Here is a 16219-nt window from a genome sequence, read left to right as displayed (position 1 = left end):
GCCAGTGCCGCGCGGGCACGACTGACAATCTTTACGACGGGGTGGCAGCTATATGGATCATCTATCGGGTTACGCGAGGCGGCCGTTTGCCTTCGTTTTACGCTATCTTCGCCGGCGGCTCGCGTCGCATCTGGTGATCCTGACCGCTGTGGTCGCAGCCGTTGCCTGCTCCGTTGGCACGCAATATGGCGTCAAATCGCTGGTCGACAGCCTTTCTGCCGGTGCTTCTCATAGCGGGGGCGTATGGCTGTCATTCGTTTTCCTCATGTCGCTGATCACCGCCGATAACTTCCTGTGGCGCATCGCAAGTTGGACAGCGAGCTTCACCTTTGTTGGCGTGACCGGCGATCTGCGCCGCGACATCTTCCGCCATCTGACCGGTCACGCGCCGAGCTACTTCTCGGATCGCATGCCGGGTATGCTGACAAGTCGTATCACCGCGACCTCCAACGCCGTGTTCACGGTCGAGAACATGTTCGTCTGGAATGTCCTGCCCCCGTGCATTGCCACAATTGCGGCAATCCTGCTGATTGGAACCGTGAGTCCTTATATGGCAGCCGGACTCATCGTGATCGCCGGTGGCATGGTGATCGCGATGTTCCACCTCGCCGCGGCCGGCAAGCCGCTGCATGACGATTTCGCCGACAAGGCCGCCGTCGTCGACGGCGAGATGATCGACGTCATCAGCAACATGCCATTGGTGCGGGCGTTCTGCGGCATCGCCCACGAACATCAGCGCTTCGATGCGACCGTGAACCGGGAACTCACCGCGCGGGGCCGCAGCCTGCGCTACCTGGAAAAGCTGCGCCTGACCCACGCCGCGGTTACCGTCGTCCTCACAATCGCGCTGCTCGCCTGGGCGATCACGCTCTGGCAGAAGGGTGAGGCAACCACCGGCGACGTCGTGCTGGTCTGCACTCTCGGGCTCTCGATTCTCAACGCGACGCGCGACCTTGCGGTCGCGCTGGTCGACGTCACCCAGCATGTCGCGCGGCTGACGGAGGCGATCGCAACGCTCCTGGTACCGCATGAACTGCGCGACCATCCGGAAGCCGAGCCGCTGGTCAAGCGCGGCGCCGCGATTGCCTTCAACAACGTGACGTTCGGCTATCCCGGAGCTTCGAAGATCTTCGAGCGCTTCAGCCTGCGGCTGCAGCCCGGCCAGCGCGTCGGCCTGGTGGGGCAGTCCGGCGGCGGCAAGTCGACGCTGTTCACGCTGCTGCAGCGGTTCTATGACGTCAACGACGGCAACATCACCGTCGATGGTCAGGATGTCGCGCGGGTGACGCAGCAGAGCCTGCGCGAGGCGATCTCTGTGGTGCCCCAGGACATCTCCTTGTTTCATCGCTCGGTTCGCGAGAACATCCGCTACGGCCGGCCCAACGCGACCGATGACGAGGTCTTGCGCGCTGCGATCGCGGCGCGCTGCGATTTCGTCGAGAGCATGCCCGAGGGGCTCGACACCATGGTCGGCGACCGCGGCGTAAAGCTCTCCGGCGGCCAGCGCCAGCGCATTGCCATTGCGCGCGCCTTCCTGAAGGACGCGCCGATCCTGCTGCTGGACGAGGCGACCGCGGCGCTCGACAGCGAGGCGGAGGAGGCGATCCGCGAGGCGTTGTCGCGCCTGATGCGGGGCCGCACGGTGATCGCGATCGCGCACCGGCTGGCAACCTTGCGCAATTTCGACCGCGTGGTGGTGCTGAAGGCCGGCAAGATCATCGAGGACGGCTCGCCGGACCGCCTGATGCAGAACCACGGGCCTTACCGTGAGCTGGTCACGCAGGAGATGAACCGGCTCTCGAAGTTCGCCGCGTAAGTCGTTAGTCGCGTCCAGCTCGTCGCGTTCAGGTCGATTGCGTTTTTGGATAACGGCGCAGGGGAATAGGGCATGTCAGCCGAAGTCGTCACCCAGTTCGTCGCGGCATCGCGAACCGTGGAAGTGGTGGAGGAGCAGCCGTTCTACATTCCCATGACGGGACCTGCGGCCAGGCCGCGGCGTTCGCTGAAGCACGACGACACCTTCATCGTGCTCGACAGCCATGGCGACATCGGCGCCTCCGCCGGTGGTCCGGACGGCCTGTTCAACTGCGACACGCGCTATCTCGCGCGGCTCGAACTCGTGCTCGACGATCTTCAGCCGCTTCTGCTCGGCTCGAACTTGCGTGACGACAACTCGGCCCTGACCGTTGATCTCACCAATCCCGATATCTACCGCAGTGGCCGCATTGTCCTGCAGAAGGACCTGCTGCACATCGTGCGCACGGTCTTCCTGTGGCGCGGCACGGCCTATCAGCGCATCGGCCTTCAGAACCATGGCGACCGGCCGGCGAGCTTCGAGCTGACCCTTTTGTTCGACAGCGACTTCGCCGATTTGTTCGAGGTGCGCGGCGAGAAGCGGCTGCGGCGGGGGACCGGGGCGAGCAAGTTGCTCGGCCCGACCGACGTGCTGTTCGAATATCGCGGGCTCGATGATGCGCAACGCACGACGGGGCTGCACTTCGATCCAAGGCCAACCCGGCTCTCGGTCAATGCCGCGACCTGGCAGCTCGAGCTCGAGCCACACCATACGAAGTCGTTGTTCGTGGCCGTGTCCTGCAACCGGCCGCAGACACTCAAGCCGGTGCGGTTCTTTCCGGCCATGCTGGCGCATCGCCGCGAGATGCGCTCCTGCACGGCGGGGACGACCAGCATCGAGACCTCCAACAACATCTTCAACGAGGTGCTGTGCCAGGCGATGGCCGACCTCAACATGCTGATGACGGATACGCCGCAGGGCCGCTATCCCTATGCCGGCATTCCCTGGTATTCGACGACGTTCGGCCGCGACGGCCTGATCACGGCATTGCAGATGCTGTGGATCGATCCGAGGGTTGCCAGGGGGGTGCTGCGGCGGCTCGCGCACTTCCAGGCCAAGGCCACCGATCCGCTCGCCGACGCCGAGCCCGGCAAGATCCTGCACGAGATGCGCGGCGGCGAGATGGCGGCGCTGCGCGAGGTGCCGTTCGCGCAATATTACGGCAGCGTCGATTCAACCGCGCTGTTCGTGCTGCTCGCCGGCCGTTATTTCGAACGCACGGGCGATGTCGATACGCTGCTGGAATTGTGGCCCGCGATCGAAGCGGCGCTGGCCTGGATCGACGGACCCGGCGATCCCGACCATGACGGCTTCGTCGAATATCAGCGCGCCTCCGAGCAGGGCCTCGCCAACCAGGGCTGGAAAGACTCCTATGATGCGATCTTCCATGCCGACGGCACGCTTGCGGAAGGTTATGTCGCGCTCGCCGAAGTGCAGGGCTACGTCTTTGCCGCCAAGCAGCTCGCCGCACGCTGCGCCCTGCGGCTGGGCAAGCCGGACAAGGTGCGGAAGCTCGAGGCTGAGGCAAAGGCGCTCGCCGCGCGTTTCGAGGAGGCGTTCTGGTGCGAGGAACTCGGCACCTACGCGCTCGCGCTCGACGGCGCCAAGCGCCCCTGCAAGGTGCGCACGTCGAATGCCGGCCAGCTTCTGTTCAGCGGAATGATCCGAGAGGACCGCGCGCGCAAGGTTGCTGCCGACCTGATGCGGCCGCATTTCTTCTCCGGCTGGGGCATTCGCACCGTGGCGCTCGGCGCAATAAGATACAATCCGATGTCCTATCATGACGGCTCGGTCTGGCCGCACGACAATGCGCTGATTGCGCTCGGGCTCGCGCGCTACGGTCTCAAGCATTCGGTGGTGCATGTCTTCAAGGGCCTGTTCGAGGCCGCGACCTATATGGACCTCCGGCGGCTGCCGGAATTGTTCTGCGGCTTCCGGCGCGAGAAGCGCCGCGGCCCGACGCTCTATCCGGTCGCCTGTGCGCCGCAGGCCTGGGCCAGCGCGACGCCGTTCACGCTCCTGGAAGCGGCGCTCGGTATCGAGTTCGACGTCGCGCGCAGCGAGATCCGCCTGCGCAACCCGCATCTGCCTGCGTTCCTGAACGAGGTTGTGCTGCGCGATCTCCAACTCGGCTCCTCCAGCGTCGATTTGCGGATCCGCCGCCACGGCGACGATGTCGCGCTCGAGGTGCTGCGCACGCGCGGTCAGATCCAGGTGTCGATCGTGTTGGCGCACTAGCGCAATCAGTCGGAGGAATTCGCATGCGCGCCATGACGCGGTTGATGCTCGTTGCAGTGATCGTGGGGGGCATCGTGCCTGCGGTGTCGCAAGCGGCAGAGGAGCCGCCTGCTGCGCAAGCAGAGCCGAACGCGCCACCGTCGCCGACGCCGGCCGCGCCTGTGGTGCCGAAGGACGCCGCGCCGCCGCCGTCGGTCACCATCATCGGGGCCAGCGACGCGCACGGCGTGCTCGGGCGCGACGTGCGCAGCGCCGCCGATGAGGACATGGGGCGCATCGTCGACGTCATCGTCGATCGCACCGGCCAGGTGCGGGCGGCGGTAATCGATTTCGGCGGCTTCCTCGGCGTCGGCAGCCGCAAGATCGTGGTCGACTGGAACGCGCTGCATTTCGGCAAGATCGCCAACAAGAAGGACAGCATCAGCCTGGAGCTGACCAAGGCGCAGGTCGCGGCTGCGCCGGAATACAAGGAGGACATGCCGATCGTCGTGCTGGGTGCGTCCGGCACGTTGCAACCGCTGCAGTTCATTCCGTAAGAAAGGGGAGGGCAGACTGCCGGTGCGCTTGTCCAGGAAGCCGAGCCATCCGAGCGACGATCAACGTGGCCAACCTGAGAGCCGCAACGCTGTCCCTGCGCTTCCGCAACCGGCGCCCTCAAAACAAAGCCTGCGGGCACTGGACTGGTTCATCTTCTTCCTGGCCGACGTGCAGACCGGCTTCGGCCCGTTCATCGCGGTCTACCTCACGACGGAGAAATGGACGCAGGTCGAGATCGGCCTTGTGCTGTCGATCGGCGGTATCGTGGGCCTGATCGGTCAGATGCCGGGTGGCGCGATCATCGACGCCGCGAAATCCGAGCGGCTGGTCGCGGGGCTGGCAATCGCGACCATCGGCTGCTGTGCGCTGGCCTATGCGGCGATGCCGATCTTCCCGGTCGTGGTGACGGCGGCGGCCCTGCATGCGGCCGCGAGCTGCGTACTGGGGCCGGCGATCGCCGCGATCAGCCTCGGCCTCGTCGGGCCGTTCGCGATCGGCGAACGGCTCGGCCGCAACGCTCGGTTCGCCTCGCTTGGCAACGGCGTCGCGGCCGCGGTGATGGGCACCGCCGGCTATCTGTTGTCGAGCCGCTCGGTGTTCCTCGTCACCTTCCTGCTCGCGATCCCGACCCTGATTGCCTTGTCGCGGATCCGCGAGGAGGAGGTCGACGTGGCGCGCGCGCACGGCGAAATGCCGCGCGAAGCCGCTGAAGGCGCGGATACGAATGTGTGGCATCTGCTGAGGCAGCGGCCGCTGTTGATCTTCGCATGCAGCGTGCTGCTGTTGCAGCTCGCGAATGCGGCGATGCTGCCGCTGATGGCGAGCGTGGTGACGACGCGGTCGAGCCAGTGGGCGACCGTGCTGATCGCGGGCTGCATCATCGTGCCGCAGGCGATCGTGGCGCTGATGTCACCGTCGGTCGGGCGCAAGGCGCAGGCGTGGGGCCGGCGGCCGCTGCTGCTGATCGGATTCGGCGCGCTCGCGATTCGCGGCCTGTTGTTCGCAACCGTCCGCGATCCCTATCTCTTGGTGCTGGTGCAGGTGTTCGACGGCATCACGGCGGCGGTGTTCGCGGTGATGATCCCGCTGATCGTCGCCGACGTCGCCTTTGGCAGCGGCCATTTCAATCTTGCGCAGGGAGTCGTGGGAACCGCGACCGGCATCGGTGCGTCGCTGAGCACCGTGCTCGGCGGCTTCATCAGCGACAAGTTCGGCAGCAGCACCGCCTTCGTCGGCCTCGCCTGCGTCGCAGCAGTCGGGCTCGTCCTGATTTTCCTGGTGATGCCGGAGACGCGGCGCAGCTCACGTTGAGCATAGGAAAATGGCCGGCCGAAACCAATTCGGCCGGCCAGTTGGGAAGATGGCAGGAAGGAAGAGCTCAGGCGTCGAGATTGTGCAGACGCTGGCGGTTGCGCAGCACGATCTGACGGGCGCCGGAGAAGCCCAGGATGCCCTGGGAATGGAGCTGCGACAGCGCGCGCGACACCGTCTCCAGCGTCAGGCCGAGATAGTCGCCGATGTCGCGGCGGCACATCGGCAGCGCCATCATTCCGGCGACCGCGAGGCGGCGGTCCATTTCGAGCAGGAAGGTCGCAACCCGCTCCATCGCGGTCTTGCGGCCGAGCAGCAGCATGTGGTCCTCGGCGTGGCGCAGCTCGCCCGCGGTCATCGCCCAGAGCTTGCGCGCGACCTGCACGTCGGTGCCGGCGGCTTTCTCAAGGCTGGAGCGCTTCACGAGGCGCACGCTGGTGTCGATGATGGCTTCGGCGGCGAGGCGATGGCTGGCGCCGGATTCAAGGCCGAACATGTCGCCGGGGAGATGGAAGGCGCCGATCTGGCGGCGGCCGTCGGAAAGGAGCTTGTAGCTGCGTACCGCACCGGAGACGACCTGGTAGACGTATTCAGCAGGCTCGTCCTCGCCGTAGATCTCCTCGTCCTTGCGATAGGAAAACTCGGTGGCGACAAGACCGACATGGCCGGTGATGGCGCCGAACTGATCGGAGACGGGATGGGCGGCGGCGGGAGCGATCTTGCTGCCGTGAACCTGGGTGTTGAGCGACTGGGTGAGCATGTTGGCCATCTCCATTTCAGATGGCACGTGGTTACAGCGGGTTGCGAGGCGTGAAAATTTCGAGCGATATCTTAAGGAGGTGTACCTACGTAGAGTCCCGTAGGTCAGCCATCCGGGTCAGCTCTTGAGGTCAGCTTTTGGGATTGCCCTGGATGGCGCCGCGGATGCGCTTGATGAGATTCTCGTCGAGAAGCGGCTTCAAGATCACGTCCTTGATCCCGACCGCGGCGGCCCGGGTCGAAATATTCTCATCCGGATAGCCCGTGATCAGGATCACGGGCGTGTCGCCCTCCGACTTGCGCAGGCGCCTGGCGAGCTCGACGCCGTTGATATCGGGCATCTTGTAGTCGATCACGTAGCAGTCCGCGCCAGGGGAGTGGGGGGCATTAAGCAATGCCGTGGCATTCCTGAAGGTCCGCACGGCAAAGCCGTCGGTTTCCAGCAGGAATCGCAGTGATCCCAGGACGGCGTCGTCGTCGTCGACCACGTATACGGTGGGCTTGAGTGGGGACGACATCGGATCCCGCCTGTGGTGTAAGCTGATCTCAGTCATGCGACTTTGCTAACACGTGGCGAGGGAACGGACTTGACATGCCTCAAGTCGAAGCCGCCTCAATCCTTGAGCATGCCGGCGCGCATCGCCAGCCGCACCAGCTCCGACAGGCTGCCCGCCTGCATCTTGGTCATGACGTTCGCCCGATACACTTCGATGGTGCGCGGGCTGATGTCGTATTCGCGGGCGATCAGCTTGTTGGAGAGGCCCGCGATCAACCCCTCCATGACCTGGCGCTCACGCGGGCTGAGCGAAGCCACACGCGCGGCAATGTCCTGCGCGATCGCCTCGCTCTTGGCCGCGGGCTCGGCCTGGTGGATCGCGGCTTCGATCATCGCGGTCAGGCGATCGTCATCGAACGGCTTTTCGAGGAAATCGACAGCGCCAAGCTTCATGGCTTCGACCGCCAGCGGAACGTCGCCATGACCGGTCATGATCAGGATCGGGAATGGGCTTTGCGTGTCCTTCATGCGCTTCAAGAGTTCGATCCCGTCAAGCCCGGGCATGCGCACGTCGGACACCACGCAGCCGAAGGAGAGGCCCGGCAGCGCGTCGAGAAAGCTCTGCGCCGTCTCGAACAATCGGACGTCGAAGCCGGACGAGTCCAAAAGGAAGTTGAGCGAATCCCGCATCGCCTCGTCGTCGTCGATGACGTAGACATGTCCCTTTGTGGTCATTGATCAGTTCTCGTCGGCTGCCGGCAAGGTAAAGCGAAACGTTGCGCCGCCTGATGCGTTGCTCTCGGCCCACATGCGGCCTCCGTGAGCCTCGATGATCGAGCGGCTGATGGAAAGTCCCACGCCCATGCCGGTCTCCTTCGTCGTGAAGAAGGTCTGGAACAGGTTCGGTATCACGTCGTCGTGGAAGCCCGATCCGGTATCGCAGACCTCGACCGCAATCATGTCGTCGGCCCCCTTCGTGTTGGTGACGACGAGCTCGCGTTGCGGCGATTGTGCCATAGCTTCCAGCGCGTTGCGGAACAAATTGACCAGCACCTGCTGGATCTGGACGCGGTCGGCCAGCACAAGATCGGCCTCCGGATTGAGGTTGAATCGGAGCTGGACGTTCTGCTCGCGCGCGCCGGCAAGGCCGAGGGCGCCGGCTTCCTCGATCAGCTTGGAGAGGCTCTCGACCCGCTTCTCGGATTCGCCGCGCGAGACGAAGTCGCGCAGGCGGCGGATGATCTGGCCGGCACGGAGCGCCTGCTCGGCGGCGCGGTCCATCGCGCTCTCGATCTTGGCGATGTTCGGATCGCTGCTGCCCGCCAGCAGCCGGCGCGAACCCTTCATATAGTTGCTGATGGCCGCCAGCGGCTGGTTGAGCTCGTGTGCGAGCGCCGAGGCCATCTCGCCCATCGCGCTCAGGCGCGAGACATGGACGAGCTCGGACTGCAATTCCTGGAGCCGCGCCTGGGTCTGCTGATGCTCGGTCATGTCGCGGACGAAGCCGGTGAAATAGGGCTCGCCGCTGGATTGCATTTCGCCGATCGACAGGTGCATCGGAAACGTCGTGCCGTCGCGCCGCTTGCCGGTGACGATGCGGCCGATGCCGATGATGTGGGGGTCGCGCGTGGTGCGGTAGCGGGCGATATAGCTGTCGTGGCGGGAGCGGTCGGGCTCGGGCATCAGGATGTCGACGTTCTGGCCAATCGCCTCATGCTCCAAAAAGCCGAACAGGCGCTCGGCGGCCGTGCTGAACAGCTGGATGATGCCATGGCCGTCGATGACGATCATGGCGTCGGGGATCGTGTGCAGGATCGAGCGAAGGTGGGTCTCGCGCGTGCGCAGCGCCTCCTCGACCTGCTTCTCCTCGTCGATGTCGAGGAAGATTCCGCTGAGATGGCGCGCGCTGCCGGCTTCGTCCCGGATCAGGCCGGCGCGGGCCCGGATCCATTGCCCTCTGCCGGAAGCGGCGGAAATCCGGAAAGACACGTCGAACCCGCCGCCGCGCTCGGCGACGCGCCTGATCGCGGCTTCGACCCGTTCGCGGTCTCTCGGCTCGAGGCGCGACAGGAAGAGCTCATAGGTGACCGGCTGGTCGCGGGCCATGCCGAACATGGCCCCCGCCGCATCCGACCATTCCAATTCCTGCGTCTTGAGGTCGAGGTCCCAGGTGCCGACGCCGAATCCTTCGATCCGGACCCGGAAATGTTCGCCCCGACCGTCATCTGCCGGATGAGTTACGCGGGTCGGGCTCAATTTGCTTCCATCCTTGCGTGGTGGGTCCGGGGCGCGGTTCCGCGACCGCAATTTCGCCCATGGCTGCCCCGGAGGCAAGTTCGGCGATCGGATGCCCCGCGACAGGGCGAGCAGGCCGGCCACGGTCCGGAGCTCTTGTCGGCTTGATCTATCTCATCCCGCTCCCGCCGCGGCTGGCCTAGCATAGCCAACATCCGCAGGTTCGGGAGGCAAGGAATGACATACGCGACCGTCATGGTCAGCCTGGCGCTTGGTCAGCCCAATGAGGCGAGGCTTCAGGTCGCGGGCGAGCTCGCGGAGCGTTTCGAGGCGGCGATCGTCGGAGTTGCGGCGGTGCAGTTCGCGCCGCCGCTCTATTTCACCGACGGTGCCGAGGCCCAGCGCGTGATCGACCAGGGCGAGGCCTCGGTCCGGCGGCGCCTTGCGGAGCTCGAGGGACAATTCCGAGCCGCGACGAGGAATCGCGGCGGGCACGTCGAGTGGCGCGGCGCGGTCGATTTCCCGGCGCGTTACGCGCTGCAGCAGGCGCGCTGCGCCGACATCATCGTCAGCGGCGGGCAAAGCCCGGCCTTCTCGGACGCCTTCTCGCTTGCCAGCCCCAAGGATCTGGTGATGCAGGCCGGCCGTCCGCTGCTGGTCGTGCCCGACGGCGTCAACTGGCTCGATCTGCGCAACGTGCTGGTGGCCTGGAAGGATGCGCCGGAGGCCCGGCGCGCGGTCGCCGATTCTCTGCCGCTGCTGCGCAAGGCGAGGGAGATTACGATCGTCGCCATCCCCGAGCCGGATGACGATCGCCCGGCGGTGCTGGCCTCCGTCACCGACGTCGTCGCCTGGCTCGCCCGCCATGGCGTCACGGCAACCGCCCGGGTGTCGGAAGCCGGCCGGAACGAAAGTGCGGCTGACCATCTGGGTAAGGTGGCCGCCGACGTCGGAGCCGGCCTAATCGTGGCCGGCGCCTACGGCCATTCGCGGGTCCGCGAATTGATCCTCGGCGGCGTCACGCAATATCTGCTCACCCAGTCAGCCCGCTGCGTGCTGCTGTCGCACTGACATCGGCTGACTGAAACACAATGAGGACGCGCCGTGTACAGATTCCTTGAACAGACCACCGACGGCTACATGACGCGCAACGTCAAGACCGTGGTGCGCGACCTCAACATGCTCGAGCTCAGCGAGATGTTCGAGCGCGACGACTTCAACGGCTATCCGGTCGAGGAGGACGGGCAGGTCGTCGGCATCGTCACCAAGTTCGACATTTTGAAGTGCTTCGCATTCACGCCGAGCCAGATGGTGCCGCGCTATCTGGATCTGATGAATCGCAAGGTCGGCGACGTCATGACGCCGGAGTTCATCTACGTCCGCCCGGACACGCGCCTGACCCGCGTGCTCCAGCTCATGGTCGAGCACCGGATCCGCAGCATCATCGTGCTCGACGGCGCGCAAAAGCTCGTCGGCATCATCGCGCGGGAGGACGTCATCACCGCGCTCAAGGCGACCTCGCGCGACTAGCGCTTCGGCTGGCTCATTTTTGCGACAGACCCGCTCCGTGATTTGCCGGAGGCGCGGCCAGCGGTGCGCGCGCAAAACCCGCGTAAACGTCTGATATCGCATCCCGATGTCCTTTCGATCGGGAGCCCCGGAAATCCGGCTATCTTGATTTCAATCAATTCCCCGCGAGCATGAATATGGTTTCTGGCTGCGTGTTCTTTCAGAGAGAATCCGCATGAGCCAGACCTCCAGTTCCAAATCCATGACCATCGGTGAAAGCGGCCTGGCGGTGGTGTTCGCGGTCAGCGCCTTTCTATGCGTGATCGCAGCCGCCAAGGCGCTCGATGCGCCCTTCGCCTTCCATGCCTCGCTGAGCGCTGCGGCGAGCGTCGCGGCGGTCTTCGTCATTCTCAACCGCTACTTCGAGCGCCCGGCGGCGCTGCCGCCCGCGGAAATCAACGGACGGCCCAACTACAATATGGGGCCGATCAAGTTCTCCGCCTTCATGTCGATGTTCTGGGGCATCGCCGGCTTCCTGGTCGGCCTGATCATCGCCTCGCAGCTGGCCTGGCCCGCGCTCAACTTCGATCTGCCCTGGACGAGTTTCGGCCGCCTGCGTCCGCTGCACACCTCGGCGGTGATCTTCGCCTTCGGCGGCAACGTGCTGATCGCATCCTCATTCTACGTCGTGCAGAAGTCGTGCCGCGTGCGCCTTGCCGGCGATCTCGCGCCCTGGTTCGTCGTGGTCGGTTACAACTTCTTCATTCTGGTCGCCGGCACCGGCTATCTGCTCGGCGTCACCCAGTCCAAGGAATATGCCGAGCCAGAATGGTATGCGGACCTCTGGCTGACCATCGTCTGGGTGGTCTATCTGCTCGTCTTCCTCGTGACGGTGATCAAGCGCAAGGAACCGCACATCTTCGTCGCGAACTGGTTCTATCTCGCCTTCATCGTGACGATCGCCGTCCTGCATCTCGGCAACAATCCTGCGCTGCCGGTATCGGTGTTCGGTTCCAAGTCCTACGTCGCCTGGGCCGGCGTCCAGGATGCGATGTTCCAGTGGTGGTACGGCCACAACGCGGTTGGCTTCTTCCTGACCGCCGGCTTCCTCGCCATCATGTATTACTTCATCCCCAAACGCGCCGAGCGGCCGGTCTATTCCTACCGGCTCTCGATCATCCACTTCTGGTCGCTGATCTTTCTCTACATCTGGGCCGGCCCGCACCATCTGCACTACACTGCGCTGCCGGACTGGACGCAGACGCTCGGCATGACTTTCTCGATCATGCTGTGGATGCCCTCGTGGGGCGGCATGATCAACGGCCTGATGACGCTGTCGGGGGCCTGGGACAAGCTGCGCACCGACCCCGTGCTGCGCATGCTCGTGGTCTCCGTCGCCTTCTACGGCATGTCGACCTTCGAAGGCCCGATGATGTCGATCAAGGTCGTCAACTCGCTCAGCCACTACACCGACTGGACCATCGGCCACGTGCATTCCGGTGCGCTCGGCTGGGTCGGATTCGTCTCGTTCGGCGCGTTGTATTGCCTGGTGCCGTGGGCGTGGAATCGCAAGGGCCTCTACAGCCTCAAGCTCGTCAACTGGCACTTCTGGATCGCGACGCTCGGCATCGTCCTCTACATCTCGGCGATGTGGGTGTCCGGCATCCTCCAGGGCCTGATGTGGCGCGCCTACACCTCGCTCGGCTTCCTCGAATATTCCTTCATCGAGACCGTGGAAGCGATGCATCCCTTCTACATCATCCGTGCCGCCGGCGGCGGGCTGTTCCTGATCGGCGCGCTGATCATGGCCTACAATCTCTGGATGACCGTGCGCGTCGGTGAGGCGGAAGTGCAGATGCCCGTCGCTCTTCAGCCGGCGGAATGAGGAGTTCGACAATGTCTTTCTGGACTCGACACCAAATCTTCGAAAAGAACTCGATCATCCTGGTCGTCGGCATCCTGCTGGTGATCTCGATCGGCGGTCTCGTCGAGATCGCGCCGCTGTTCTACCTCAAGAGCACGATCGAGGTGGTCGACGGCGTGCGGCCCTACACGCCGCTCGAGCTCGCCGGCCGCAACATCTACGTCCGCGAGGGCTGCTATCTCTGCCACTCGCAGATGATCCGTCCCCTGCGCGACGAGGTCGAGCGCTACGGTCACTTCTCGCTCGCCGCCGAGAGCATGTACGACCACCCGTTCCAGTGGGGCTCCAAGCGCACCGGTCCCGATCTTGCCCGCGTCGGTGCAAAATATTCCGACGACTGGCACGTGACCCATCTGACCAACCCGCGCGCCATCGTGCCGCAGTCGGTGATGCCGGGCTATCCGTTCCTGGGCGAGAATGAAGTCGATCCCGCCACGATTGCCGATCACATGCGCACCCTCAAGGCCGTCGGCGTGCCCTACAGCGACGACCAGATCGCCAATGCGGCCAACGACATGAAGGCGCAGGCCGATCCGGACAATGCCGGCAGCGACGCCTTCACCAAGCGCTACGCCAAGGCGGTGGTACGCAACTTCGACGGCAAGCCGGGCACTCCGACCGAGATGGACGCGCTGATCGCCTATTTGCAGATGCTCGGCACGCTCGTCGACTTCAAGCTCTACAACGAGAAAGCCAATCTCCGCTGAGAAGGCATGAACGATGAAAGCAATTCTGACAGTCCATAACCTTGCGTCCGATCTCGTGACGACGATCTGGACGCCGGTCTTCGTCGCGATTTTCCTCGCGATCGTCGCCTATGCATTCTGGCCGCGCAACAAGGCCGCTTTCGACGAAGCAGCGCGACTGCCATTGCGCGAGGAGTAAGGGATCATGACCGACCACGGTGAAATCGACAGTGTCTCCGGCAGGACTACAACCGGACACGAATGGGATGGCATCAAGGAGCTGAACACGCCGCTGCCGCGGTGGTGGTTGATAACCTTCTACCTCACCATCATATGGGCGATCGGCTACTGGATCGTCTATCCGGCCTGGCCGCTGATCTCGAGCAACACCACCGGTCTGTTCGGCTATTCAACGCGCGCCAGCCTCGCGGTGGAACTCGCCAATCTCGAGGCCGCCCGCGGCGAGAAGATGGCGGCGCTGGCGGCGGCCCCGCTCGCCGACATCGAGAAGGATCCGGCGCTGCTGGCGCTCGCGCGTGCCAAGGGCAGGGTCGTATTTGGCGACAATTGCGCGCCGTGCCACGGCAGCGGCGCCGCCGGCGCAAAGGGCTTCCCGAACCTCAATGACGACGACTGGCTGTGGGGCGGCACGCTCGAACAGATCATGCAGACCATCCAGTTCGGCGCGCGGTCCGGTCACGCCAAGACCCATGAGGGCCAGATGCTCGCCTTCGGCAAGGACGGCGTCTTGAAGCCCGACGAGATCGTCACGGTGGCCAACTACGTCCGCTCGCTGTCGGGCCTGCCGACCCGGCAGGGCTTTGACGCGGCCAAGGGGGAAAAGATCTTCACTGAGAATTGCGTCGCCTGCCATGGCGACGGCGGCAAGGGCAATCAGGAGATGGGCGCACCCAATTTGACCGACAAGATCTGGCTCTACGGCTCGGACGAGGCGACCCTGATCGAGACCATCAGCCAGGGCCGCTCCGGTGTCATGCCGGCGTGGGACGGACGGCTTGACCCCGCCACCCTCAAGGCGATGGCGGTCTACGTCCACTCGCTCGGCGGCGGCAAGTAACCAGGGCAGCGACCGGCGGGGGCGGTGAAAAACGTGCCCCCGCTTGAGCTGGATCAACTGGCCAGCCGGCGTTCGCTCTAGGTTAGATCGTACCTGTCGAGACGTTTCCAGCGATGAACACGGCCGTGAACCCCAACGAGCTCACCTCAGACGACGATTACGGGCCGCTCTACGCGTCCCGCAAGAAAGTCTACCCCCAGAGCGTCTCGGGCACGTTCCGCCGCATCAAATGGGGGCTGATGGCGTTCTGCCTCGGCGTCTACTACTTCCTGCCCTTCGTGCGCTGGAATCGCGGCCTCGGCGCGCCGAACCAGGCGGTGCTGATCGACCTGCCCAACAGCCGCTTCTATTTCTTCTTCATCGAGCTGTGGCCGCAGGAGGTCTACTACTTCACCGGCCTTCTGATCGTCGCCGCGGTGGCGCTATTCTTGATGAACTCCATCGGCGGCCGCCTGTGGTGCGGCTATCTCTGTCCGCAGACCGTCTGGACCGACCTGTTCTATGCGGTCGAGCGCCTGATCGAAGGCGACCGGCGCGAGCGCATGAAGAAGGACAAGTCTTCCGACCCGATGAAGCTCGAGCGCATCTCCGAGATCGTGCTCAAGCATTCGATCTGGCTCCTGATCGCCTGGTGGACCGGCGGTGCGTGGGTGCTCTACTTCAACGATGCGCCGACACTGGTGAAGCAGCTCATCACGTTTCAGGCGCCGATGATCGCCTATATCTGGATCGGCATCCTCACCGCGACGACCTATGTGCTTGCCGGCTACATGCGCGAGCAGGTCTGCACCTATATGTGCCCGTGGCCGCGCATCCAGGCCGCGCTCACCGACGAATGGGCGCTCAACGTCACCTACCGCTACGACCGCGGCGAGAAGCGCACGTCGGTCAAGAAGGCCGCCGAGCTGCGCGCGCTCGGCGAGCAGGTCGGCGACTGCGTCGACTGCTACCAGTGCGTCGCGGTCTGTCCGACCGGCATCGACATCCGCAACGGACCGCAGCTCGAATGCATCCAGTGCGGCCTGTGCATCGACGCCTGCGACACCGTGATGAAGAAGATCGGGCGGCCAACCCGCCTGATCGCCTATGACAACGACATCAACATCCAGCGCCGCCAGGAAGGCAAGCCGCCGATCTACCGCATCGTGCGGCCCCGCACCATCATCTACAGCGCGATGATTGCGGCCGTCGGCGGCATCATGCTCTATGCGCTGCTGACCCGCAGCCTGCTCGACGTCAACGTGCTGCACGACCGCAACCCCGTTGCGGTCAGGCTCAGCGACGGCTCGATCCGCAACGCCTATACCGTCCGCCTGCTCAACAAGCGCGGCTTCGACCGCGTGATCGCCATCGACGTCGACGGGCCGGTGAATGCGACGGTCCACGTCGTCGGCGTCGATTCCGTGACGCCGGACCGGCCGATGATCGTGATCGGCCGCGACCAGACCGCGGAATTGCGGCTGCTCGTGACGGCGCCGGCCGAAAGCAATCCGGAGAAATCGATCCCGGTTCATTTCCACGTCACCGATATCGGGCTCGGCGAGGCCGCCTCCGCCACCGACAATTTCGTCGCGCCCTGAGAGCATCGTTT

General features: G+C 64.6%; 15 protein-coding genes. 11 read left to right on the top strand and 4 right to left on the bottom strand.

Features of this window, described 5'->3' with window-relative positions; all coding sequences use genetic code 11:
- The first annotated feature begins 52 nt into the window (after window positions 1–52).
- The 4 genes from NLM33_RS14235 (at window position 53) to NLM33_RS14220 (ending at window position 5941) form a co-directional block, all read left to right on the top strand.
- A complete protein-coding gene (locus tag NLM33_RS14235) occupies window positions 53–1816 on the top strand; it encodes an ABC transporter ATP-binding protein (RefSeq protein WP_254096666.1) in 1764 nt (587 codons plus the stop codon).
- A gap of 72 nt (window positions 1817–1888) precedes the next feature.
- A complete protein-coding gene (locus NLM33_RS14230) occupies window positions 1889–4093 on the top strand; it encodes an amylo-alpha-1,6-glucosidase (protein ID WP_254096665.1) in 2205 nt (734 codons plus the stop codon).
- A gap of 23 nt (window positions 4094–4116) precedes the next feature.
- A complete protein-coding gene (locus NLM33_RS14225; RefSeq protein ID WP_254096664.1) occupies window positions 4117–4629 on the top strand; it encodes a PRC-barrel domain-containing protein in 513 nt (170 codons plus the stop codon).
- Between the two features lie 22 nt (window positions 4630–4651).
- Complete coding sequence (locus NLM33_RS14220) at window positions 4652–5941, top strand: MFS transporter (RefSeq protein ID WP_254096663.1); 1290 nt, start codon at window positions 4652–4654, stop codon at window positions 5939–5941.
- Between the two features lie 67 nt (window positions 5942–6008).
- Here NLM33_RS14220 and NLM33_RS14215 read toward each other — a convergent pair whose 3' ends face one another.
- From NLM33_RS14215 to fixL, 4 genes are all read right to left on the bottom strand, one after another.
- Window positions 6009–6701: a helix-turn-helix domain-containing protein gene (locus tag NLM33_RS14215; RefSeq protein ID WP_254096662.1), complete on the bottom strand. Its 693-nt coding sequence runs from the start codon at window positions 6699–6701 to the stop codon at window positions 6009–6011.
- 130 nt (window positions 6702–6831) lie between these two features.
- Window positions 6832–7254: a response regulator gene (locus NLM33_RS14210; protein WP_254096661.1), complete on the bottom strand. Its 423-nt coding sequence runs from the start codon at window positions 7252–7254 to the stop codon at window positions 6832–6834.
- 59 nt (window positions 7255–7313) lie between these two features.
- Window positions 7314–7931: a response regulator FixJ gene (gene fixJ / locus NLM33_RS14205; RefSeq protein WP_254096660.1), complete on the bottom strand. Its 618-nt coding sequence runs from the start codon at window positions 7929–7931 to the stop codon at window positions 7314–7316.
- A 3-nt stretch (window positions 7932–7934) separates the two neighbouring features.
- Window positions 7935–9452, bottom strand: a complete 1518-nt coding sequence (fixL, locus tag NLM33_RS14200) for a sensor protein FixL (RefSeq protein ID WP_254096659.1) — start codon at window positions 9450–9452, stop codon at window positions 7935–7937.
- 216 nt (window positions 9453–9668) lie between these two features.
- On the opposite strand from fixL, the gene NLM33_RS14195 reads away from it, so the two are divergent.
- The 7 genes from NLM33_RS14195 (at window position 9669) to ccoG (ending at window position 16208) form a co-directional block, all read left to right on the top strand.
- Window positions 9669–10502: a universal stress protein gene (locus tag NLM33_RS14195; RefSeq protein ID WP_254096658.1), complete on the top strand. Its 834-nt coding sequence runs from the start codon at window positions 9669–9671 to the stop codon at window positions 10500–10502.
- Window positions 10503–10535: 33 nt separating this feature from the next.
- Window positions 10536–10961, top strand: coding sequence for an HPP family protein (locus NLM33_RS14190; protein ID WP_254096657.1), 426 nt, complete (start codon window positions 10536–10538; stop codon window positions 10959–10961).
- A gap of 214 nt (window positions 10962–11175) precedes the next feature.
- Complete coding sequence (gene ccoN / locus NLM33_RS14185; RefSeq protein WP_254096656.1) at window positions 11176–12825, top strand: cytochrome-c oxidase, cbb3-type subunit I; 1650 nt, start codon at window positions 11176–11178, stop codon at window positions 12823–12825.
- 11 nt (window positions 12826–12836) lie between these two features.
- Window positions 12837–13571 (top strand): cytochrome-c oxidase, cbb3-type subunit II, encoded by a 735-nt coding sequence (gene ccoO / locus NLM33_RS14180; protein ID WP_254096655.1) that lies wholly within the window; start codon window positions 12837–12839, stop codon window positions 13569–13571.
- 13 nt (window positions 13572–13584) lie between these two features.
- Window positions 13585–13749, top strand: coding sequence for a cbb3-type cytochrome c oxidase subunit 3 (locus NLM33_RS14175; RefSeq protein ID WP_254096654.1), 165 nt, complete (start codon window positions 13585–13587; stop codon window positions 13747–13749).
- Window positions 13750–13755: 6 nt separating this feature from the next.
- Window positions 13756–14628, top strand: coding sequence for a cytochrome-c oxidase, cbb3-type subunit III (ccoP, locus tag NLM33_RS14170; RefSeq protein WP_254096653.1), 873 nt, complete (start codon window positions 13756–13758; stop codon window positions 14626–14628).
- A 113-nt stretch (window positions 14629–14741) separates the two neighbouring features.
- A complete protein-coding gene (gene ccoG, locus NLM33_RS14165) occupies window positions 14742–16208 on the top strand; it encodes a cytochrome c oxidase accessory protein CcoG (protein WP_254096652.1) in 1467 nt (488 codons plus the stop codon).
- Window positions 16209–16219 lie beyond the last annotated feature (11 nt).

The sequence above is a fragment of the Bradyrhizobium sp. CCGUVB1N3 genome, assembly GCF_024199925.1.
Taxonomy (GTDB): domain Bacteria; phylum Pseudomonadota; class Alphaproteobacteria; order Rhizobiales; family Xanthobacteraceae; genus Bradyrhizobium.
Note: the sequence above shows the minus strand (reverse complement) of the source record. Positions and strands in the feature narration are given on the sequence as shown.